Annotated in this window: 18 protein-coding genes; 15 read left to right on the forward strand and 3 right to left on the reverse strand. The window is 66.5% G+C overall.

Features of this window, described 5'->3' with window-relative positions; translation table 11 throughout:
* The first annotated feature begins 20 nt into the window (after positions 1 to 20).
* The 3 genes from A5779_RS29255 to A5779_RS29265 are packed head-to-tail and all read left to right on the forward strand — an operon-like array spanning position 21 to position 3,260.
* Positions 21 to 578, forward strand: a complete 558-nt coding sequence (locus tag A5779_RS29255; RefSeq protein ID WP_064887217.1) for a hypothetical protein — start codon at positions 21 to 23, stop codon at positions 576 to 578.
* 50 nt (positions 579 to 628) lie between these two features.
* The gene (locus A5779_RS29260) at positions 629 to 2,275 is read left to right on the forward strand and encodes an N-6 DNA methylase (protein ID WP_110777877.1); all 1,647 of its coding nucleotides are present in this window, start codon (positions 629 to 631) and stop codon (positions 2,273 to 2,275) included.
* On the forward strand, positions 2,265 to 3,260 hold the full coding sequence (locus A5779_RS29265) for a hypothetical protein (protein WP_064887218.1): 996 nt from the start codon (positions 2,265 to 2,267) through the stop codon (positions 3,258 to 3,260). Before A5779_RS29260 ends, A5779_RS29265 begins: the two co-directional genes overlap by 11 nt.
* Positions 3,261 to 3,332: 72 nt before the next feature.
* Here A5779_RS29265 and A5779_RS29270 read toward each other — a convergent pair whose 3' ends face one another.
* Both A5779_RS29270 and A5779_RS29275 read right to left on the reverse strand, forming a co-directional pair.
* Complete coding sequence (locus tag A5779_RS29270) at positions 3,333 to 4,130, reverse strand: ABC transporter ATP-binding protein (protein WP_064887219.1); 798 nt, start codon at positions 4,128 to 4,130, stop codon at positions 3,333 to 3,335.
* Entirely contained in the window at positions 4,127 to 4,798 is a 672-nt protein-coding gene (locus A5779_RS29275; RefSeq protein WP_064887220.1) for a FadR/GntR family transcriptional regulator, read from the reverse strand. Before A5779_RS29275 ends, A5779_RS29270 begins: the two co-directional genes overlap by 4 nt.
* 156 nt (positions 4,799 to 4,954) lie before the next feature.
* Here A5779_RS29275 and A5779_RS29280 point away from each other — a divergent pair, with 156 nt between their 5' ends.
* Positions 4,955 to 6,703, forward strand: a complete 1,749-nt coding sequence (locus tag A5779_RS29280) for a 2-isopropylmalate synthase (protein WP_064887262.1) — start codon at positions 4,955 to 4,957, stop codon at positions 6,701 to 6,703.
* Here A5779_RS29280 and A5779_RS29285 read toward each other — a convergent pair.
* The gene (locus A5779_RS29285; RefSeq protein ID WP_055113906.1) at positions 6,690 to 7,154 is read right to left on the reverse strand and encodes a peroxiredoxin; all 465 of its coding nucleotides are present in this window, start codon (positions 7,152 to 7,154) and stop codon (positions 6,690 to 6,692) included. The two genes, A5779_RS29280 and A5779_RS29285, sit on opposite strands and share 14 nt — an antisense overlap.
* Before the next feature lie 44 nt (positions 7,155 to 7,198).
* Here A5779_RS29285 and A5779_RS29290 point away from each other — a divergent pair, with 44 nt between their 5' ends.
* The 11 genes from A5779_RS29290 (at position 7,199) to pyk (ending at position 22,998) form a co-directional block, all read left to right on the forward strand.
* Positions 7,199 to 8,746 (forward strand): anthranilate synthase component I, encoded by a 1,548-nt coding sequence (locus A5779_RS29290; protein WP_413784951.1) that lies wholly within the window; start codon positions 7,199 to 7,201, stop codon positions 8,744 to 8,746.
* Positions 8,743 to 9,363 (forward strand): TIGR02234 family membrane protein, encoded by a 621-nt coding sequence (locus tag A5779_RS29295; RefSeq protein ID WP_064887222.1) that lies wholly within the window; start codon positions 8,743 to 8,745, stop codon positions 9,361 to 9,363. Before A5779_RS29290 ends, A5779_RS29295 begins: the two co-directional genes overlap by 4 nt.
* Before the next feature lie 83 nt (positions 9,364 to 9,446).
* Complete coding sequence (gene trpC / locus A5779_RS29300) at positions 9,447 to 10,265, forward strand: indole-3-glycerol phosphate synthase TrpC (RefSeq protein WP_055113911.1); 819 nt, start codon at positions 9,447 to 9,449, stop codon at positions 10,263 to 10,265.
* A gap of 37 nt (positions 10,266 to 10,302) precedes the next feature.
* A complete protein-coding gene (gene trpB / locus A5779_RS29305; RefSeq protein ID WP_064887223.1) occupies positions 10,303 to 11,568 on the forward strand; it encodes a tryptophan synthase subunit beta in 1,266 nt (421 codons plus the stop codon).
* Positions 11,565 to 12,353: a tryptophan synthase subunit alpha gene (gene trpA, locus A5779_RS29310; RefSeq protein ID WP_064887224.1), complete on the forward strand. Its 789-nt coding sequence runs from the start codon at positions 11,565 to 11,567 to the stop codon at positions 12,351 to 12,353. The genes trpB and trpA overlap by 4 nt, the downstream gene beginning before the upstream one ends.
* Positions 12,350 to 14,575 (forward strand): prolipoprotein diacylglyceryl transferase, encoded by a 2,226-nt coding sequence (gene lgt / locus A5779_RS29315; protein WP_064887225.1) that lies wholly within the window; start codon positions 12,350 to 12,352, stop codon positions 14,573 to 14,575. The genes trpA and lgt overlap by 4 nt, the downstream gene beginning before the upstream one ends.
* Positions 14,576 to 14,601: 26 nt before the next feature.
* Positions 14,602 to 15,000: a TM2 domain-containing protein gene (locus A5779_RS29320; protein ID WP_064887226.1), complete on the forward strand. Its 399-nt coding sequence runs from the start codon at positions 14,602 to 14,604 to the stop codon at positions 14,998 to 15,000.
* A complete protein-coding gene (locus A5779_RS29325; RefSeq protein ID WP_064887227.1) occupies positions 14,990 to 15,403 on the forward strand; it encodes a DUF2752 domain-containing protein in 414 nt (137 codons plus the stop codon). Before A5779_RS29320 ends, A5779_RS29325 begins: the two co-directional genes overlap by 11 nt.
* 85 nt (positions 15,404 to 15,488) lie before the next feature.
* The gene (gene gltB / locus A5779_RS29330) at positions 15,489 to 20,057 is read left to right on the forward strand and encodes a glutamate synthase large subunit (protein ID WP_064887228.1); all 4,569 of its coding nucleotides are present in this window, start codon (positions 15,489 to 15,491) and stop codon (positions 20,055 to 20,057) included.
* Positions 20,050 to 21,552 (forward strand): glutamate synthase subunit beta, encoded by a 1,503-nt coding sequence (locus A5779_RS29335; RefSeq protein ID WP_064887229.1) that lies wholly within the window; start codon positions 20,050 to 20,052, stop codon positions 21,550 to 21,552. Before gltB ends, A5779_RS29335 begins: the two co-directional genes overlap by 8 nt.
* Positions 21,553 to 21,579: 27 nt before the next feature.
* On the forward strand, positions 21,580 to 22,998 hold the full coding sequence (gene pyk / locus A5779_RS29340; RefSeq protein ID WP_064887230.1) for a pyruvate kinase: 1,419 nt from the start codon (positions 21,580 to 21,582) through the stop codon (positions 22,996 to 22,998).
* Positions 22,999 to 23,001 lie beyond the last annotated feature (3 nt).

Raw genomic sequence — 23,001 nt, forward strand, 5'->3', positions numbered from 1 at the left:
CGCGGCATTACCGTGGAGCGATGGGAGATTGGTCGCAGTCACTGGTCGATGTCGATGTGTCGGCCGAGGACGCACCCGAGTTGGGTGCCCGCCTGACCCGGTGGCTCATCGACACCGGGGTGATCAGTGCCGAACAATCCGACTGCGTGCTCGGGACGCCACTTGGTCACCCGCCCGGACCGAACTATGGCCACGCCATCGGCGGTACCGAACCGGCACCGGTGCTCTGGACAAACGGGGCCGCCATCAGCGTCGGCCGGGTGGTGTCATACAGCTACGAGCCTGAGGTATTGACTTGCCGGCGCTGCGGGCACCGGGAGCTGCCGGCACCGGATGATCAGAATTGGCAGGCGGCATTCGCTGCCATCGGTGATTGGGCAGATGGTGGTGTCGGTGCGATGTCGTGCCAGTCCTGTGGTGCGGACAACGACGTGAACGGGTGGGACTGGGAGCCGACCTGGGGGTTCGGCCTGCTGACCATGGAGGTCTGGAATTGGAATCCGTTGGCGCCCGAGTTCATCGCCGAGGTCAGCGGATTTCTCGGGCACCGGATCGTCTATACGAACTTCAAACTCTGAGCGGGCGTTGCGGTCATGGGCTTGTCGGTGCGGTATCGCACAATAGCGGGGTGACTGACAGCGCTGGGCCGGCCCACGGCGATTCTGCCGAAGCCCGCAAAGCGCGCGGTGCGTACTTCACCCCGGTCCAGATCACCGATTACCTAACCCAATGGGCAGTGCGGTCCGCCGGTGAGCGGATCTTGGAGCCCTCGGCCGGGGACGCGGCCTTCCTGGTAGCCGCCACCCGCAGGCTGCAGCAGCTCGGTCTCGAGCATCCGGAGCTCGACGGCATCGAGATTCACCGGAGCAGCGCCACCACGGCGCGCCGCCGCGTCACTGAAGCCGGGGGACGGGCCAGGATCAGGACGTCCGACTTCTTCGACGTCGAACCGCGTGCTGAGTACACGGCGGTGATCGGCAACCCCCCCTACATCCGCTACCAGGATTTCCGGGGTGCGACCCGGGCACAGTCGCGCCGCGCCGCACTCAAGGCGGGCGTCACGCTGTCTGGGCTGGCCTCGAGCTGGGCCGCGTTCACCGTGCACGCTGCGTTGTTCCTGCAGCCAGGTGGGCGCCTGGCTCTGGTGCTGCCCGCCGAGCTGCTGAGCGTCAACTACGCGGCGGCGGTGCGGAAGTTTCTCTTCGATCGGTTCACCAGCGTCGAGTTGGTGATGTTCGACGAGCAGGTGTTTCCCGAGGCCGAAGCCGATGTGGTGCTGCTGCTGGCCGACGGCTATGGGGGTGGGCCGACCAGTCACGCCGTCATCCACCGGGCCTGCAACGCGAGCTCGTTGACATCCGAACTCGCACAACGTCGTTGGTCGCCGCGCGATCCCGCCGACAAGTGGGTCAGCGGCCTGATCGGTAACGCGCCGGTCGATGCGCTCCACGGTCTACACGAGGCTGGGCAGTTCACGACCTTGGAGACGTGGGGCGACACGACTCTGGGCATGGTGACCGGCAACAACGGCTTCTTCGCGCTGTCCCCGGAGCGCGTACATGAGCTGGGTCTGCGCGGTACTGACCTGTTGCCGTTGTCCCCGCCAGGCAGTGCCCATCTACGCGGCCTCACGCTGACCGCCGAGCAGCTGGCCAGGCTGGGGGAGGACGGCCGGTCGATACACCTGTTCCGTCCGGCCGGGCAGCCATCGGCCGCTGCGCAGCGCTACATCGACGCCGGCCACGCCGCAGGCGTGCATCTGGCCTACAAATGCCGGGTGCGTCAGCCTTGGTATCTGGTGCCACTGGTGAAACCGGCCGACCTGCTGCTGACCTGTATGAACGCCGACACTCCGCGGTTGATCAGCAACCGGGCCAAGACACATCATCTCAACTCGGTGCACGGCGTGTATCTGCGTGACGGGGTGCGCACGCTGGGGCGCGACCTGCTGGGCTTGGCGGCGCTGAACTCGGTGACGGTGCTACATGCCGAGATCGTCGGCCGTTCCTACGGCGGCGGGATCCTCAAGATCGAACCGCGCGAGGCCGACCGTTGGCTCGTTCCCTCACCCGATCTGGTGGCCGCGCGTGCCGACGAACTGCGGGCCGTCCGACGGAGGGTCGGATCGCTGTTGGAGCGTGGCCGTCTGCTCGATGCGACTCGCGTCGTCGACGATGCGTTGGGACTGGAGACGCGGATCGTTCTGGAACCCGTTCGTGCCGCGCGCGATTCATTGGCGACCCGCCGGACGGTAAGGTCTCGGCGTGCCCGCTGAACCGTCGACCAAGGCCACAGCATGGGCCATCTTCGATCGCATCGTGGCCGACGCCGCGCCCGGCGGTGTGCACACCAATCCGTGGGTGCGCAGCGGAGGCGCACTGACCTTCGTTCCCGATTTCCGAGTGCTGCGCAAGCTTCTCGGCGTCCCGCTGTTCCTGGACGCGCCGTCCACCACCGGCGTTCCGGCGCTGGCTTTGGACGTGTGGCTGGCCTACGAGTTGCGGCGTGCCGGATTCGATCCGGATGCGGTGTGGCCCCGAGCGACGGATCCGCGGATCATGCCCAGCGCGATCGCCAGTCTGCTCGAGGCGCTGCCGCAGAAGGAACGCCACCTCATCGAGCAACGGCTGAAGCGGTCGATGAAAGGCGTTGCCGCGTCGAGTGCCAGCGTGCTGGGCAAGCACTACATGAAACAGGTCGACGTGGTGATGTCGGATTGGGACACCGGCCCGGAGTTGCTGATCAGTACCAAACGTATGGATTCCAGCTTCGGCAAGAATGCCGCCAACCGGGTCGAGGAAAGTTACGGCGACGCCAAGAATCTGCGTCTGCGCCACCCGCTTTCGGCGCTGGGCTTTGTCTACGGCTTGCGCTCGACGATTCTGAGCACAGAACCGGACAAGGCCGAGTGGCTCATCGATCTGCTGGGCAAGCTCGGCACCGAGGACGACGCCTATCACGCGGTTGCGCTGGTGATGATCGATTACGACGTCGAGGTCGCCGAGTCCGCGGACGAGGAGGTCGACAGCATCGAAAAGGCCGAGCCGGACGCGCTGTTCGAGATCGTCGACGTTGCCACGGCCGCCGTCGACGAGGCGTTGGCGGCACTACCCGACATCGCGATCCGGCATGACACGGTGCCGCCCGAGCTGCAGCCTTCGCGTTTTCTGGCGACCATGGTCAACCGCGTCATCGACACCACACCGGTGACCCGGCACCGTGAGGCGCGTCGGCGGCGTAACACAGCCGCCGAAGCCTGACGCAATCGCCGAGATCAACGCAAGGGTCGCGAATTGGCGCTGCGAACGACCTTTGCGTCGCACTCGCGGAAGCTACAACACCCGTGAACTGGCCTTGGCCCGCGCACTCCAGCGGCCGTCCTGATACCCCACCACCACGGGGTGAGCGAAAGCCTCGCTGACGTGCTCGGTGTTGACCACCTCGTGGGCGAACCCGCTGGCCACCGTGCGTCCCTGGGAGATCAGCAGGGCGTGGGTGGTGCTGGTGGGCAGCTCCTCGAGGTGGTGGGTGACCAGGATCGAGGCCATGTCGGGGTGCGAGTTATCCAGAGTGTCAAGCGTTTCCAGCAATTGCTCGCGAGCCGCGACGTCCAGACCGGTGGTCGGCTCGTCCAGTAGCAGCAGCTGCGGATCGGCGATCAATGCCCGCGCGATCAGGGTGCGGCCGCGCTCGCCCTGAGACAGCGTGGGCCAGATCGCGTCGGCCCGCGCCGACAGCCCCACGGTGTCGATCAGTTCCTCGGCCCGGCGGGCCTGTTCTGCGGTCGGCGTCCAGTGCGCGGCGATGTCGATGGTGGCGGTGATGCCGGTGAGGACCACCTCGCGCACGGTGAGCGGGTACTGCAGCCGGTGCCGGGGATTCACGTGGCCGATGGAGCGGCGCAGCACGGCCAGGTCGGTGCGGCCCATCTGGCCGCCGAGCACGTGCACGGTGCCTGAAGTCGGAAAGGTCACGGCGGCACAGAAACCCAGCAGCGTGCTCTTCCCGGCGCCGTTTGGTCCCAACAGGGCCCAGTGCTCACCGGCCTGCACCGTCAGGGAGATGCCGTCGATGATCTGCTTGCCGTCGCGGCGGAACGTCACATCGGCGATGTCGAGGACCGGGGTCATGCGAAAGACTCCTTCAATGAGCTCAAATGGGTTCTGCTGGCGGCTGCGGCGGCCTCGGGGTCGCGGGCGACGATCGCGTCGGCCAACTGCTGGTGCAGGTCGTGATCGCAGGGTTCGGAGGCGATCGGCCGGATCTTGAGCATGTCGATCATCGCCAGCCGCAGCCGCGGCAGGAAGGCGTCGAACAATTGGATCAGCACCTCGTTGTGAGCCGCGGCGATCACCGTGCGGTGAAACGCCATGTCGGCGTCGACGTGGTCGGGTACCGACTGTCCGGTCACCCCGCGGGCGGCCAGGGTGCGACGAATCGCGCGCAGATCGGCTGGGGTGCGTCGGGTCGCGGCCAGCGCGGCAGCTTCGGCCTCGATGGCGATGCGCGCCTCGATCACCGAGACGATGGTGGCTCGGCGTAGCACGGTGTCCCAGTCTTCGGCGGCGTCGAGTGCCGTGACGAATACGCCGGCACCCTGGCGGCTCTCCAACACGCCCTTGCCGGACAGTTCGCGGATGGCCTCGCGCAGGGTGGAGCGGCCTACGCCGAGCTGTGCAGCCAGGGTTGTCTCACCTGGAAGTCGATGCCCGAGTGGCCATTCGCCCTGGCGGATGCGCGTCAGCAGAAGCTGGGCGGTCTGGGCCGCCAGCGGGTGACGCTGAACTTGGGAAGTCATCGAAACCTGTCTACTTGTCTGAGGAGTTGTGTATAGTCTACCCATCATGACGCGTGCCCTCATCCTTAGCCGCCGCGGCGGGGCCTGAATCGACCGGCCCCCTGCCGTGGGGCTGTGGCGCGCCGGTCGAACTCCCATCCGACCGAAGGCACCCTCATGACCACTTCCGTATTTCCCACCATCAACACCCCGGCCGGGGAGATCCCGGCCACCGCACCGGCCTGGAATCGGCAGCGGCACTCGCAAATGCCGTCGCACCGTTACGCCAGTGTCTATGACCGCGTCGAAGTTCCACTGGTTCAACGCGATTGGCCCACCGCTCGGATCGAACGCGCGCCGCTGTGGGTGCCGGTGGACCTGCGTGACGGCAACCAGGCGCTGGCCGAGCCGATGGACCCGGCCCGCAAGCGCCGCTTCTTCGAGCTGCTGGTGGCCATGGGCTACAAGGAGATCGAGGTCGGGTATCCGTCCGCCTCGCAGACCGACTTCGACTTCGTCCGACTGCTGGCCGAGTCCGACATCGCCCCGCCGGACGTCACCATCGTCGTGTTCGTCCCGGCGCGCCGCGACCTGATCGAACGAACCGTGGACTCGGTGCGCGGCATCGGCAACGACGTCGTCATCCACATGTACACCGCCACCGCTCCGACCTGGCGCGATGTCGTACTGGGCAAGGCCAGAGGCGAGCTGAGCCAGCTCATCTATGCCGGTGCGCGTGACGTCCTCGAGTTCACCGACGGCATGCCCAATGTGCGGTTCGAATTCTCCCCGGAGGTGTTCAACCTCACCGAGCCTGATTACGTGCTGGAGTTGTGTGACGCGGTCACCGAGCTGTGGCAAGCCACTCTGGGACGTCCGGTCATCTTGAACCTGCCGGCCACCGTCGAGATCGCCACCCCCAACGTCTACGCCGACCAGATCGAGTACATGCACCGCAACCTGTCCCGCCGCGACAGCGTCATCCTCTCAGTGCACCCACACAACGACCGGGGCAGCGGCATCGCCTGCGCCGAACTCGCGGTGCTGGCCGGTGCCCAGCGGGTCGAGGGGTGCGTCTTCGGCAACGGCGAACGCACCGGCAATGTCGACATCGCCACCCTGGCGCTGAATCTGCACGCCCAGGGTGTGGATCCGATGATCGACTTCTCCGACATCGACGAGATCGCCCGGACCGTCAGCCACTGCACCCGCATGCCGATCCACGAACGCCATCCCTATGTCGGGGACATGGTGCACACCGCGTTCTCCGGAACCCACCAGGACGCGATCAAGAAGGGCTTCGCCGAACATCGCGCACGGGCCGCGGACACCGGACAGCCGGAGAACGAAATCGATTGGCGGGTGCCGTATCTGCCGATCGATCCGGCCGACATCGGCCGCACCTATGACGCGGTGATCAGGGTGAATTCCCAATCCGGCAAAGGAGGCATCGCCTACCTGCTGGCAGAAGAATATGGGCTGGAGCTGCCTCGTCGCCTACAGATCGATTTCGCCCGGCACGTCCAGGCCCACACCGACGAAAGCGGCGCGGAGGTGACCGCCGCCGAACTGTTCGACCTGTTCGAGGCGACCTATCTGGATCCGGTCGGGCCGGTGCAACTCAAGGACTGGCACACCGGCGGCGACGGTGCCGCTGCGGTCACCGACCTGACGTTGGTGTACAACGGCAGCACGGTCACCAGCAGCCATCGCGGCATCGGCCCGGTGGATGCACTGCGGGCCGCGCTCGCGCAGATCGGCCATTCAGTCGAGATGTTGAGCCTGACCCAACAGTCGATCGGCAGCACCGCCGTCAGCTACCTGGAGTACCGGTCGCCCAGTCGCACCGGATGGGCGTGCGGGCGCAGCGATTCGGTGCTCGCAGCGTCGATGGCGGCGGTGCTGCGGGCGGTTAACGCGCCTTGAGCACTTCGAGTGCCTTGTCGGCGTGGGTGTCCATGCTGATCTCGCTGGCAATCACCGCGAGCACGGTGCGATCGGTATCGATGACGAACGTGGTCCGCTTGACCGGCATGAGCTTGCCGAGCAGGCCACGCTTCACCCCGAACTGGGCCGCCACCTTGCCGTCGGCGTCCGAGAGCAATGGGTAGTCGAAACTCTGGATGTCGGCGAACTTGGCCTGCTTGGCGACCGGGTCGGTGCTGATGCCGACCCGGTTCGCCCCGGCAGCGGCGAACTCGCCGGCCAGATCCCGGAAGTGACAGGCCTCCTTGGTGCACCCCGGCGTCATCGCCGCCGGATAGAAGAACAGCACCACGGGTCCGTCGGCGAGCAGGCTCGTCAGGCTGCGAATCGTGCCGGTCTGGTCGGGGAGCTCGAAGTCGGGAACGGTGTCACCGGTCCTGATCTGTGTCATGGTCGCTCACGCTACGCCGTCTGCATGCCGATCCTGCTCGGTCGATCTGGGAGGATTGGTCTGTGCAAACCACCCCCGACAGCCTCACCCGCACCACATCGCGCGAGGATTTCCGGGCATTGGCCGCCGAGCACCGCGTGGTCCCGGTGACCCGCAAGGTGCTGGCCGACAGCGAGACGCCGTTGTCGGCGTACCGCAAGCTCGCCGCCAACCGTCCCGGTACGTTCCTGCTCGAATCGGCCGAGAACGGTCGCTCGTGGTCGCGTTGGTCGTTCATCGGCGCCGGTGCACCTTCGGCCCTGACGGTCCGCGATGACCAGGCGGTGTGGCTGGGCACGGCCCCCAAGGGCGCGCCCAGCGGTGGCGAGCCGCTGGCGGCGTTGCGGGCCACCCTGGATCTGCTGCAGACCGAGGCGGTGCCCGACCTGCCGCCGTTGTCCTCGGGGCTCGTCGGTTACTTCGCCTACGACATGGTGCGGCGTCTGGAACGGCTGCCGGAGCTGACCGTGGACGATCTGGGCCTGCCGGACATGGTGCTGCTGCTGGCCACCGACATCGCCGCCGTCGATCACCACGAGGGCACCATCACCCTGATCGCCAACGCGGTGAACTGGAACGGCACCGACGAGCGCGTCGACGAGGCCTACGACGATGCGGTCCGGCGCCTCGACATCATGACCACTGCGCTGGGCCAGCCACTGTCGTCCACGGTGGCGACATTCAGCCGGCCCGAACCCGACCATCGCGGACAGCGCACAGTGGAGGAGTACACCGCGATCGTCGAGAAGCTCGTCGGCGACATCGAGGCCGGTGAAGCCTTCCAGGTGGTGCCCTCGCAGCGGTTCGAGATGACGACCCAAGCCGATCCCATTGACGTCTACCGGATGCTGCGGGTGACTAACCCGAGCCCGTACATGTACCTGCTCAATGTCCCCGATGCCGATGGCGGACTGGACTTTTCGGTCGTCGGCTCCAGTCCCGAGGCGCTGGTCACGGTGAAGGACGGCCGGGCCACCACCCATCCGATCGCGGGAACCCGGTGGCGCGGTGCCACCGAGGAAGAAGACGTCCTTCTCGAGAAGGAGCTCTTGTCCGACGAGAAGGAACGTGCCGAGCACCTGATGCTGGTCGACCTCGGCCGCAACGACCTGGGACGGGTGTGCCGCCCGGGTACGGTGCGGGTCGAGGACTACAGCCACATCGAGCGCTACAGCCATGTGATGCACCTGGTGTCCACGGTGACCGGGGAGTTGGCGGAGGGTAAGACCGCGCTCGACGCGGTGACGGCATGTTTCCCGGCCGGCACGCTGTCGGGGGCACCCAAGGTGCGTGCCATGGAGTTGATCGAGGAGGTCGAGATGACCCGACGCGGCCTGTACGGCGGCGTGCTGGGCTACCTGGACTTCGCGGGCAACGCCGACTTCGCGATCGCCATCCGGACCGCCCTGATGCGTGACGGCACGGCCTACGTGCAGGCCGGCGGGGGAGTCGTGGCCGATTCCAACGGCCCCTACGAGTACAACGAATCGGCGAACAAGGCCAAAGCCGTGCTCAACGCCATCGCCGCCGCCGACACATTGGCCGAGCCGTGACACGGGTGGCGCAGGCGCTGTTCGTCGTCGCGGCGGTGCTGCTGTGGGTCGCCTCGCGGATGACCTGGGTCTCGGTGACATCGTTCGACGGGCTCGGCCAGCCCAAGACCACGGCGTTGACGGGCGCATCCTGGTCGACGGCGTTGATCCCGCTGGCATTGCTCGTGCTGGCGGCCGCGGTCGCGACGCTGGCCGTGCACGGCTGGGCGCTGCGCCTGCTGGCCCTGTTGATCGCCGCCGCCAGCGCAGGCATGGGGTACCTGGGGATCAGCCTGTGGGTGATCAAGGATGTGGCGCAGCGGGCCGCTGACCTGGCAGTCGTACCCGTCTCCCAGTTGACCGCCGCCGGGGGCGGAACCAGTCGTTCCTATGGTGGCGCGGTGCTGACGCTGGTAGCAGCTGGGTGTGCACTGGTCGGCGCGGTGCTGCTGATGCGGTCGGCCAACGGCGCGAGGCGTGGCAATGCGACCCGCTACGCGGCACCTGCAGCGCGGCGGGAGGCGGCCAAGGGCGACGGCGGTGATGAACCGATGTCGGAGCGAATGTTGTGGGATGCGCTGGACGAAGGTCACGATCCGACCGGTGACGGCAGTGATCCGGACAGTAAGGGCCGGTGAATGGTGAAGGTGTGGCGACGGCTACCCTTCCAGGGAGGGCAACCGGGACCGGCCCGGAGGCACCAGAAAGGAACCGACGGGCGATGAGTTCGGCCACAGTGCTCGACTCCATTATCGAGGGAGTTCGCGCCGACGTTGCCGCCCGCGAGGCCGTTATCAGCTTGGCTGATATCAAGGCGCGGGCCCAGGAAGCACCGGCGCCACTGAACGTGATGGCCGCCTTGCGGGAACCGGGTATTGCCGTGATCGCCGAGGTGAAGCGCGCGAGCCCGTCCCGAGGTGAGTTGGCCAATATCGCCGATCCGGCGCAGTTGGCGCAGGCCTACGAGGCCGGTGGCGCCCGCGTGATCAGCGTGCTCACCGAGCAGCGCAGGTTCAACGGCTCACTCGACGATCTGGACGCGGTGCGGGCGGCAGTGTCAATTCCGGTGCTGCGCAAGGACTTTATCGTCAAGCCGTACCAAATCCATGAGGCTCGGGCGCACGGCGCCGACCTGTTGCTGCTCATTGTGGCGGCACTGGAGCAGTCGGTGCTGGAATCGCTTTTGGAGCGTACGGAATCCCTCGGGATGACCGCGCTCGTCGAGGTGCACACCGAAGAGGAGGCCGACCGGGCATTGCAGGCCGGGGCCAAGCTGATCGGTGTCAACGCCCGCGACCTCAAGACGCTGGAAGTCGACCGTGACTGCTTCGCCCGGATCGCGCCGGGGCTGCCCTCCGATGTCATCCGCGTCGCGGAGTCCGGGGTCCGTGGAACCGCTGACCTCCTGGCGTACGCCGGCGCAGGTGCCGATGCTGTGCTGGTCGGTGAAGGCCTGGTGACCAGCGGGGATCCCCGCAGCGCGGTCGCCGATCTGGTCACCGCCGGCACGCACCCGTCCTGCCCGAAACCGGCTCGCTGAACCAGTCAATGAGCCGCTTGTACGAAAAGACACTTTGATGGCGGATCTCGCGGGGCCCGAGTTGCCCCGTACCAGCGCAGGCGTTGCCGAACCCACCGTTCACGATCCCGACGAGTTGGGACATTTCGGATCCTACGGCGGCCGGTTGGTTCCCGAGGCGCTGATGGCGGTGATCGAAGAGGTCACCGCGGCCTACGAGAAGGCGCGCGGTGACCAGGCTTTCCTCGACGAGCTCGACCGGTTGCAGCGCCATTACAGCGGCCGTCCGTCCCCGCTGTACGAGGCGACCCGACTGTCCGAGCACGCCGGTGGCGCACGCATCTTCCTCAAGCGAGAAGACCTGAACCACACCGGTTCTCACAAGATCAACAACGTTCTGGGCCAGGCACTGTTGGCGCGGCAGATGGGCAAGACGCGGGTCATCGCCGAGACCGGAGCCGGCCAGCACGGAGTGGCCACCGCCACCGCATGTGCCCTGCTCGGACTGGAATGCATCATCTACATGGGCGCGGTGGACACCTCCCGGCAGGCGCTCAACGTCGCGCGGATGCGCTTGCTCGGAGCCACCGTCGTCTCGGTCGAGGCAGGGTCCAAGACACTCAAGGACGCGATCAACGAGGCGTTCCGGGACTGGGTCACCAACGCCGACGACACCTATTACTGCTTCGGGACGGCGGCAGGCCCGCATCCGTTCCCGCTGATGGTGCGGGATTTCCAGCGGATCATCGGCATGGAGGCCAGAGCGCAGATCCTCGATCAGGCCGGCCGGTTGCCCGACGCGGTCACTGCGTGCGTCGGCGGCGGCTCGAACGCCATCGGTGTGTTCCACGCCTTCATCGATGACCCGGCGGTGCGGTTGGTCGGTTTCGAGGCCGCGGGCGACGGCGTCGAGACGGGTCGGCACGCCGCGACATTCACCGGTGGCTCTCCCGGCGCGTTCCAGGGATCGTTCTCCTACCTGTTGCAGGACGAGGACGGCCAGACGATCGAATCGCACTCCATCTCGGCCGGTTTGGACTACCCGGGCGTCGGGCCCGAGCACGCATTCCTCAAAGACATCGGTCGCGCCGAGTACCGCCCCGTGACCGATACCGAGGCGATGGACGCGTTCTCGTTGTTGTGCCGCCGCGAGGGCATCATCCCGGCGATCGAGTCGGCGCATGCGGTGGCCGGTGCGCTCAAGTTGGGCCCTGAACTGGGCAGCGGAGCGATCATCGTGGTGAACTTGTCCGGGCGTGGCGACAAAGACGTTGAGACTGCGGCCAAGTGGTTCGGACTGCTCGACGAGGGGAGCGCGGGATGAGCCGGCTGGCGGAGTTGTTCGACGGCTGCCGCGCCGAGGGTCGTGCCGCACTGATCGGATATCTGCCCACCGGGTTCCCAGATGTTCAGACGTCGATCGCGGCGATGACGGCGATGGTCGAATCCGGTTGTGACTTGGTGGAAGTCGGCGTTCCTTACTCGGATCCGGGGATGGACGGGCCGACGATCGCGGCAGCCACCGAGGCGGCGTTGGCCGGTGGGGTTCGGGTGCGCGACACCCTCGCGGCGGTCGAGGCGATCAGCAACGCCGGCGGCCGCGCAGTGGTGATGACATACTGGAATCCGGTGTTGCGCAAGGGCGTTGACACGTTTGCTCGCGATCTGGCCTCTGCCGGTGGATACGGGTTGATCACCCCGGACCTGATCCCCGAAGAAGCCGTCGATTGGATCGCGGCATCGGAGGAGCACAATTTGGACCGGATCTTCCTGGTCGCCCCGTCGTCTACGCCGGAGCGGCTCGCGGCGACAGTGAACGCTTCACGAGGCTTCATCTACGCCGCATCGACCATGGGCGTCACCGGGGCACGCGACGTGGTCTCGAACGCAGCGCCGGAGTTGGTGCGCCGCGTCAAGGAAGTCTCCGACATCCCTGTCGGGGTGGGGTTGGGCGTGCGCTCGGGAGCGCAGGCAGCCGAGATCGGCGCCTACGCTGACGGCGTCATCGTCGGGTCGGCGCTGGTGTCGGCCCTGAGTGAGGGGTTGGACGCAGTCCGGCGCCTCACCGAAGAACTGGCCAACGGCGTTAGGCAGAGGATTTCAGCTTGACCACTACCGTGCTCGCGTACTTGCCCAGCCCGTCACAGGGCGTCTGGCATTTGGGCCCGGTGCCGATACGCGCGTACGCGCTGTGCATCATCGTCGGCATCATCGCAGCGCTGGTGATCGGTGACCGGCGTTGGCAGGCGCGGGGCGGGCAAGCCGGCGTCATCTACGACATCGCCTTGTGGGCAGTACCGTTCGGGCTTGTCGGCGGCCGGCTCTACCACGTCATGACCGACTGGCCCACCTATTTCGGGCCCACCGGCAAGGGTCTCGGTGCGGCATTCCAGGTTTGGCAAGGCGGTCTGGGGATCTGGGGCGCCGTCGCACTGGGCGGTGTCGGTGCCTGGATCGGTTGCCGGGCACACGGGATACCGCTGCCGGCTTTCGGGGACGCGATCGCGCCCGGAATCATCTTGGCCCAGGCCATCGGGCGGCTGGGTAACTACTTCAACCAGGAGCTGTACGGCGGGGACACCACCTTGCCGTGGGGCCTGGAGATCTACAAGCGACTGAATGCCGCCGGCATGCCCGACGATCTCAATGGCGTGTCCACCGGCGAGGTCATCAAGGTCGTGCATCCGACCTTCCTCTACGAATTACTGTGGAACCTACTGGTTTTCGCGCTACTGATCTGGGCGGACCGCAAGTTCAGGCTCGGCCACGGCCGGCTGTTTGCGTTGTATGTAGCCGGCTACTGTGCGGGCCGTTTCCTCGTCGAATTGATGCGTAGCGACCCGGCGACCGAATTCGCCGGTATCCGCGTCAACACCTTCACCTCGACGTTCGTGTTCATCGGAGCGGTCGTCTACATCATGCTGGCGACCAAGGGTCGGGAAGACCCTGCGACGCTGGTCGGTAAGCGCGATGACGAAGAGGACGAATCCGCGGTCGACGAACTCGGCAAGGAGTTGGTTGCCGCAGCGGCGGGTACCGGTGTCGTCGCGGCCGCAGTGGTAGCGGGTCAGGACGACGACGAAGATGCCGACCACATGCATCCGGACGAGGTCGGTGCCAGTGAGGACGACGGCGCCGAAGCTGCCGCGGCCATCGAACTGAAGGGGATCGCGGCCGAGCCTGACGAGGACGCCGGCGACGAGGAGTCCGAAGAATCCGAAGACGAGGCGGATCTCGAGGACGAGGCTGAAGACACCGAGGCAGAAGCTGAAGCTGTAGAAGCTGAGTCGGACGTCGAGGAAGAAGCTGCCGACGAGCTGGCTGTCGCCGGTGATTCCACTGATGACGAAGGCGAGGCCGAAGAAGTCGAAGCCGAGTCCGACGCCGAGGAAGCAGCTGCCGGCGAGGTCGCTGATGACGAGCGCACTGGTACTGAGGCCGAGGATGATGTCGCCGAGTCTGCCGAGGAGCAGGTTGCCGATCAGGATGCGGTAGCCGAGTCGGGCGGCGAAGAAGAGTCTGCCGACGAGCCCGCTGCCGACGGTGATTCCACTGATGTCGAAGGCGAGGCTGAGGCAGCCGAGGCCGAGTCTGACGTGGAGGAAGCTGGCGAAGTCGCCGCTGACGATGAGTCCACCGATGTAGCCGACGAGCCGGAACTCGAATCTGAGGAAGCCACCGAGGAGCAGGCTGCTGACGAGTCTGCCGACGAGGTCGCTGCCGACGATGAGTCCGCTGATGACGAAGGCGAGGCTGACGGAGCCGAGTCTGACGTCGAAGACGCTGGCGAAGTCGCCGCTGACGATGAGTCCACCGATGTAGCCGACGAGCCGGAGCACGAATCTGAGGAAGCCGCCGAGGAGCAGGCTGCTGACGAGACCGCGGACGACACCGAAGGCGAGGAAGCGGTAGTCGACACCGACACCGATACCGACACCGAAGACGCCCTTCCGGTTGAGACTGGTGAGTCTGAGACGTCGGTGGATACCGATGAGGTCGACCACGCGGATGACGTCGAGGTCGAGGCCGACGAAGGCGCCGCGGAAGCCGACGAGCCCGATACCGACGAAGAGGCTTCGGAGGAGCCCGCGCCCGAAGCTGCGGATGAGGCCGTCGACGAAGACGAGACCGACGAAGACGTGACTGCCGATGAGGCGGACGACGAAGCCGAGTCCGAGACTGCTGAAACCGACGATGGCAATGACGATGGCAATGAGGACGTCTCCGACGAAGACGGACCGGAATCACCCGCTGCTGTCGAGCCGTCGGAGCCTTCCGAGCCAACCAAGCAGGGCGGTCGGGTGCGTCGCTGGTTCCGCCGTAACCGGTAAGGGTCGGGCTCTGGCATCCTGGCTGTATGACTGATCCGTCGCAGTCCGGAGGCTCCTCGGATATCCCTTCGTCGGCCGGCTTTCCGCCGCCCGCGGGGTATCCGCCGCCGCCACCGGGCTATCCGCCCTATCCACCGGCGTTCGTGGATCCGAGCGCGCCCTTCGGCCGTCATCCGGTGACCGGCGAACCGCTCTCCGACAAGTCGAAGGTTGTGGCCGGGCTGCTGCAGTTGGTCGGGCTGTTCGGCTTTGTCGGCCTCGGGCGGATCTACCTGGGCCAAACCGGACTGGGCATCGCCCAGTTGATCGTGGGCTTGGCCACCTGCACCATCGGCGCCATCATCTGGGGGCTCGTCGACGCGATCCTGATCTTCACCGACAAGGTTCGCGACCCGTACGGGCGTCCACTGCGCGATGGAACCTAGCGGCCTCACCTCCACGACGGCCGGGCGATACTCGCTGCTGGCGGCGGGATTGCTCGGGGCCGGCGCGTTGACCTACACCGGTGTGGCGGATCCACACCGTCCCGGGTTCCTGTTTCCTGGCTGCCCGTTCAAGGCCCTGACCGGATTGAACTGTCCGGCCTGTGGCGGGCTGCGGATGACCCATGATCTGCTGCACGGCGACGTGGCCGCGGCGATCGTGGATAACGTATTCGCTTTGGTCGGTCTGCCTGCGCTGATGGTGTGGATGTTGGTGCGGTGGCGGTTGGGCAAGGCGATGTTTCCGATGCCCGCGGTGGCGACGATCGTGGTCGCGTTGGTGCTGTGGACGGTGGTGCGTAACCTGCCGGTCTTCCCACTGGTCCCGACGTTAAGCGCTCAGTAGTAGCCCACCTGCGCTGATACACTGAAAATTCGGGCCGGTGCAGTCCCGGGACCAGGATGTTCCGGACTTGCGGAGGTGCGATCAAGTGCTGTTCTCGGCATTGCCAGATGCGCAGGGGCTGTATGACCCCGCCAACGAGGCCGATTCCTGCGGCGTGGCCATGATCACCGACATTCAGGGCCGCCGCTCCCACGGCATCGTCACCGACGGGCTGATCGCCCTCGAGCACCTCGAACACCGCGGTGCCGCCGGGGCCGAGCCCAACAGTGGCGACGGCGCCGGTATCCTGCTGCAGCTGCCGGTCGAACTCCTGACTGAAGTGGTCGACTTCGCACTGCCGGCCTCTGCCGCCGACGGCAGCCACAGTTTCGCCGCGGGCATCTGTTTTCTGCCGCAGGATCAGGACGCGCGCGGTGCTGCGCGCGCCCGCATCGAAGCACTGGCCGCTGAGGAAGACCTTGAGGTTCTCGGCTGGCGCGAGGTGCCGGTGGATCCGGACGGCGCCGAGATCGGTTCGACGGCGTTGGGCTGCATGCCCCACATGGCACAGCTGTTCGTCGCGGCACCAGAGGTCGACGGCAACCGGCCGAGCGGTATCGAGCTGGACCGCAAGGTCTATCCACTGCGCAAGCGTGCCGAACAGGGCCAGGGCGCCGATGCGGTGTACTTCGCGTCGTTGTCCAGCCGGACCATCGTGTACAAGGGCATGCTGACGACAATGCAGCTGCCGCAATACTTTCCGGATCTGCGGGACGAGCGCTGCATGAGCGCGATCGCCATCGTGCACAGTCGCTTCTCCACCAACACTTTTCCGTCGTGGCCGTTGGCGCATCCGTTCCGCTTCGTCGCCCACAACGGCGAGATCAACACCGTGCGGGGTAACCGCAACCGCATGCATGCCCGGGAGGCGCTGCTGGCCAGCGCCCTGATTCCTGGTGATCTGAGCCGGTTGTCGCCGATCTGCAGCCCCGACGCCTCTGATTCGGCGTCCTTCGACGAGGTGCTTGAGCTGCTGCATCTGGGCGGGCGTAGCCTGCCGCACGCGGTGCTGATGATGATTCCGGAGGCGTGGCAGAACGCCACCACCATGGACGCCACGGAGCGCGCGTTCTGGAAGTTCCATGCTTCGCTGATGGAACCGTGGGACGGGCCGGCCTGCGTGACGTTCACCGACGGCACCGTGGTGGGGGCAGTACTCGACCGCAACGGTCTGCGGCCGGGACGCTGGTGGCGCACGGTCGATGACCGGGTCATCCTCGCCAGCGAGAGCGGTGTGCTTGACGTGCCGTCGGGCGAGATCGTCGCCAAGGGGCGCCTGCAGCCCGGCAAGATGTTCCTGGTCGACACCGCTGCGGGGCGCATCATCGGAGACGACGAGATCAAGGAGCAGTTGTCGGCCGCCGAACCCTACGGCGAGTGGCTGCATGCCGGGCTGCTCGATCTCGGTACGTTGCCCGAGCGGGCCCGGACCCAGCCGAATCACGACTCGGTGGTGCGCCGTCAGATCGCGTTCGGCTACACGGAGGAGGAGCTGCGGATCCTGCTGACGCCGATGGCGGCATCCGGCGGCGAGCCGCTCGGTTCGATGGGAACCGATACCCCCGTCGCGGTGCTCTCCAAGCGCTCACGGCTGCTCTACGACTACTTCGTCGAACTGTTCGCCCAGGTGACGAACCCACCGTTGGACGCCATCCGCGAGGAGGTGGTCACCTCGATGGCCCGCGTGATGGGGCCGGAGGAGAATCTGCTGGAGCCTTCGGCCGCGTCGTGTCGTCAAATCGTCTTGCGCTGGCCGGTTCTGGACAATGACGAGCTGAGCAAGATCGTCCACATCAATGACGACGGTGAGCATCCTGGCTTACGCACCGCCGTGCTGCGTGCGCTCTACGACGTCGAGCGCGGTGGGGAAGGTCTGGCCGAAGCGGTCGATGACCTGCGGTCGAGGGCGACCGAGGCGATTGCCAAAGGTGCCCGCACACTGGTGATCTCCGATCGCGATTCCGACCACACCAGGGCTCCCATCCCGTCGCTGCTCGCCGTTTCCGCGGTGCACCACCACCTGGTGCGTTCCAAGGAACGCACCAAAGTGGCGCTCGTGGTGGAAAGCGGTGACGCCCGCGAGGTCCATCACATCGCCATGCTCATCGGGTACGGCGCTGCCGCCGTCAACCCGTATCTGGCCTTCGAGTCGATCGAGGACCTCATCCGCGAAGGAGAGCTCACCGGCATCGAAACAGCCACTGCCGTACGCAATTACGTCAAGGCGCTCGGCAAGGGCGTGGTGAAGGTGATGAGCAAGATGGGCATCTCCACGGTCGCGTCGTACACCGCCGCCCAGGTCTTCGAGGCGATCGGGCTGAGCCGTGACGTCGTCGACGACTACTTCACGGGAACCACCAGTCAGCTCGGCGGCGTCGGGCTGGATGTGCTGGCGGAGGAGGTCAAGCTTCGTCACCGGCGCGCCTATCCGGAGAACCCCACCGAGCGGGTGCACCGCCGGCTGGAGGTCGGGGGCGAGTACGCGTTCCGTCGGGAAGGTGAGCTGCATCTGTTCACCCCGGAAGTGGTGTTTCTGCTGCAGCATTCGACCCGGACCGGTCGGCGCGACATTTTCGCTCGCTACTCGGCGGAGGTCGACCGGCTGTCTCGCGAAGGCGGGACCCTGCGCGGGCTGTTCGAGTTCAAGCAGGGACTGCGGCCCCCAGTTCCGCTCGATGAGGTCGAACCGGTCGAGTCGATCGTGACCCGGTTCAACACCGGGGCGATGAGTTACGGCTCCATCTCGGCGGAGGCCCACGAGACCATGGCGATCGCCATGAACAACCTCGGCGGCCGGTCGAACAGCGGTGAAGGTGGTGAGGACGTCGACCGACTGTACGACCCGCGCCGGCGCAGCGCCGTCAAGCAGGTGGCCTCGGGGCGTTTCGGCGTCACCAGCGACTATCTGGTGAACGCCACCGACATCCAGATCAAGATGGCTCAGGGCGCCAAACCCGGTGAGGGTGGCCAGCTTCCGGGTTACAAGGTGTATCCCAACATCGCCAAGACCCGGCACTCCACTCCCGGCGTGGGACTGATCTCGCCGCCGCCACACCACGACATCTACTCGATCGAGGACCTGGCCCAGCTCATCCACGATCTGAAGAACGCCAATGACCAGGCCCGGATCCACGTGAAGCTGGTCAGCAGCGTCGGCGTCGGCACGGTCGCGGCCGGGGTGTCGAAGGCGCACGCCGACGTCGTGTTGATATCCGGATATGACGGTGGAACGGGCGCGGCACCGTTGACCTCACTCAAGCATGCCGGGGCACCGTGGGAGATCGGTCTGGCCGACACCCAGCAGACGTTGGTGCTCAACGGTTTGCGTGATCGGATCACCGTGCAGTGCGACGGTGGCATGCGCAGCGCCCGCGATGTGATCGTGGCTGCACTGTTGGGCGCCGAGGAGTTCGGTTTTGCCACCGCGCCGCTGGTGGTGTCGGGCTGCATCATGATGCGGGTCTGTCACCTCGACACCTGCCCGGTCGGCGTGGCCACGCAGAACCCGGAACTGCGGGCACGGTTCAACGGCAAGCCCGAGTTCGTCGAGAACTTCTTCACCTTCATTGCCGAGGACATCCGCCGTTACCTGGCCGAGTTGGGATTCCGCAGTATCGACGAGGCCGTCGGCCATGCCGAGGTACTCGACACCGATCCCGGTGTGGCGCACTGGAAGAGCCGTGGGCTGGACCTCAGCCCGATCTTCGCGTTGCCGACGGATGCCGACGGCGGCACGCTCACTCAGCGGCTCCGGGTGCGCGACCAGGATCACGGACTCGAGCAGGCTCTCGATCAGACCCTCATCCAACTCGCCGAGGGCGCACTCGAAGATGCGCTACCGGTTCGCCTGGAACTCCCGGTCCGCAACGTCAACCGCACAGTGGGTACTTTGCTCGGATCAGAGGTCACCCGACGCTACGGTGCGGCCGGATTGCCCGACAACACCATTCACGTCACCCTGACCGGGTCGGCCGGCCAGTCGATCGGGGCATTCCTGCCGCCGGGAGTCACACTCGATCTGATCGGTGATGCCAATGATTATGTGGGCAAGGGGCTTTCCGGCGGCCGGGTGATCGTGCGGCCACCCGACGATGTGCTGTTTCTGCCCGAGGACAACGTCGTCGCCGGGAACACTCTGCTGTACGGAGCCACCTCGGGTGAGGTGTTCTTGCGGGGTCGGGTAGGTGAGCGGTTCTGCGCGCGCAATTCCGGCGCCTTGGCCGTTGTCGAAGGCGTCGGAGACCATGCGTGTGAGTACATGACCGGAGGACGGGTGGTCATCCTGGGTAAGACCGGGCGCAACCTGGCTGCCGGCATGTCCGGTGGCATCGCCTTCGTGCTCGGTCTGGACCCGGCCCGGGTCAACACCGAAATGGTGCAGCTGCAGCAGTTGGAGGCCGAAGATCTGGCCTGGCTGCACGATGTGGTGGCCGCCCATGCTCGCCATACCGGCAGCACGCTGGCGTCCTCGATTCTGGCTGACTGGCCCAGGCGCAGTGCGCAATTCACCAAAGTAATGCCCACCGACTACCAGCGTGTCCTGCAGGCGACCCGGATGGCCAAGGCCGAGGGACGCGATGTGGACAGCGCGATCATGGAGGCCAGCCGTGGCTGATCCGACCGGATTTCTTCGTGTCCCCAAAATCGAGGCGGCCAAGCGCCCCGTCGAGGAGCGGGTGGGGGACTGGCGCGAGGTGTACGAGCGCGAGGATCCCAACGCGCGCGCCGGCGAGGTGTCGCAGCAGGCCCGGCGCTGTATGGATTGCGGGATCCCGTTCTGCCATTCCGGCAAGGCGGGCTGTCCGCTGGGCAACCTGATCCCGGAATGGAACGACCTGGTGCGGCGGGGACGTTGGGATGCGGCCAGTGACCGCCTGCACGCCACCAACAACTTTCCGGAGTTCACCGGACGGCTGTGCCCGGCGCCATGCGAGGCAGCCTGCGTGCTCTCGATCTCCGAGGAGCAGACCGGCGGCAGCGTGACGATCAAGCGCATCGAGCAGACGATCGCCGACCACGCCTGGATGAACGGCACCGTCGAACCCCAGCCCGCCGCGATCTCCACCGGCAAAAGCGTGGCAGTCGTCGGTTCGGGACCGGCAGGTTTGGCTGCGGCACAACAGCTCACGCGGGCCGGCCACGAGGTCACCGTGTACGAGCGTGACAACCGGGTGGGTGGGCTGCTGCGCTACGGGATCCCCGAGTACAAGCTCGAGAAGTCGGTGCTGAATCAGCGTCTGGCCCAGATGCGGGCCGAGGGCACCCGATTCGTCACCGAGTGCGAAGTGGGCGTCGATCTGACCGTCGAGCAGCTGCGTCAGCGTCACCAGGCGGTGGTGCTGGCGGTCGGCGCGCTCCGGGGCCGAGACAACGACGTGCCCGGACGAGAGCTCGACGGCGTGCACCTGGCGATGGAGCATCTGGTGCCGGCCAACCGCGAGTGCGAAGGCGACTCGTCGTCGCCGATCTCGGCGGCGGGCAAGCACGTGGTGATCATCGGTGGCGGTGACACCGGCGCCGACTGCCTGGGTACCGCGCACCGTCAGGGTGCGGCGTCAGTGACGCAGCTCGACTACAACGCCGAGCCACCCGAGACCCGCGACGACGAACTCTCTCCCTGGCCGACGTGGCCGTTGGTGCTGCGGACCTCCCCGGCACACGCAGAAGGTGGCGCGCGCCGGTTCGAGGTGGCCGTGCAGCGTTTTCTAGGCGACGAAAACGGTCACGTGCGGGCCGTCGAGATTGCCGAGGTTCAGGTGACCCGCGACGCGGAAGGACGGCGCGAGATCACCCCGGTCGGCGAGTCGTTGCAGATTCCCTGCGACCTGGCGCTGTTGGCGATCGGGTTCGAAGGCGTGGAGCACATGGCGCTGCTCGACGGGCTGCACCTGAAACTGACCCGGCGCGGCACTGTGTCGTGCGGTTCGGATTGGCAGACCGACGCGCCCGGGGTGTTCGTTTGCGGCGATGCCCACCGGGGCGCCTCGCTGGTGGTGTGGGCCATCGCCGAGGGCCGCAGCGCGGCGCACGCGGTGGACGCCTACCTGATGGGTGAGTCGGATCTGCCGTCGCCGGTGAGGCCCGGCACCCTGCCTCTGGCCGTCATCTGAATCGATCAACGACTAAGCTGACATGACGTGAGCAGACGCGGAAAGATCGTTTGTACGCTTGGCCCGGCTACCAGCACTGATGAGACGGTGCGCGCGCTGGTCGAGGCCGGGATGGATGTCGCGCGGCTGAACTTCAGCCACGGTGACTACACCGACCACGAGGCCGCCTACAAGCGGATTCGGGCGGCATCGGATGCCACCGGCCACGCTGTGGGTGTGCTGGCTGACCTTCAGGGCCCCAAGATCAGGTTGGGGCGATTCACAGACGGCCCGACCTACTGGGCGAACGGTGAATCGGTGCGGATCACCGTCGACGACTGCGAGGGCACGCACGACCGGGTGTCGACCACCTACAAGCGGTTGGCCGAGGACGCCCGGCCGGGGGATCGGGTCCTCGTCGACGACGGCAACGTCGGCCTGGTGGTCGACCAGATCGACGGCAACGACGTGATCTGCACGGTCACCGAGGGCGGCCCGGTCAGCAACAACAAGGGCATGTCGTTGCCCGGCATGAACGTGACGGCACCGGCGCTGTCCGAGAAGGACATCGAGGATCTCGAATTCGCGCTGCGCCTCGGCGTTGATCTCATTGCCCTGTCGTTCGTCCGGTCGCCCGCCGACATCGAACTCGTCCACGAGGTGATGGACCGGGTTGGCCGGCGCGTTCCGGTGATCGCGAAGCTGGAGAAGCCGGAGGCCGTCGAAAACCTCGAGGCCATCGTGCTGGCGTTCGACGCGATCATGGTCGCCCGCGGCGATCTCGGTGTCGAACTGCCGCTGGAAGAAGTGCCTCTGGTCCAGAAGCGCGCCATCCAGATGGCAAGGGAGAACGCCAAACCCGTCATCGTCGCGACCCAGATGCTGGAGTCGATGATCGAAAGCTCCCGGCCCACCCGCGCGGAGGCCTCGGACGTCGCCAACGCCGTGCTCGACGGCGCGGACGCGGTGATGTTGTCCGGCGAGACTTCTGTCGGCAAGTACCCGCTGGAGGCCGTCAAGACGATGGCCCGCATCATCAAGGCGGTCGAGGACAATTCGGTGAGCGTGCCGCCGCTGACGCACACCCCTCGCACCAAGCGCGGGGTCATCTCCTATGCGGCCCGCGATATCGGGGAGCGACTCGACGCCAAGGCGTTGGTCGCGTTCACCCAGTCCGGTGACACCGTGCGTCGCCTGGCCCGGCTGCACACCCCGCTTCCGGTGCTGGCGTTCACAGCGTTGCCCGAGGTCCGCAGCCAGTTGGCCCTGACCTGGGGCACCGAGACGTTCATCGTGGCGCAGATGAAGAGCACGGACGACATGATCCGCCAGGTCGACAAGTCGCTGCTGGATCTGGGTCGCTACAAGCGCGGTGAGCTGGTGGTCATCGTCGCGGGTGCTCCGCCGGGCACAGTAGGCTCCACGAATCTGATCCACGTGCACCGCATCGGGGAGGACGACGTCTAGCGG

It is taken from the genome of Mycolicibacterium peregrinum, assembly GCF_001665625.1.
In the GTDB taxonomy this organism is placed as follows: domain Bacteria; phylum Actinomycetota; class Actinomycetes; order Mycobacteriales; family Mycobacteriaceae; genus Mycobacterium; species Mycobacterium peregrinum_B.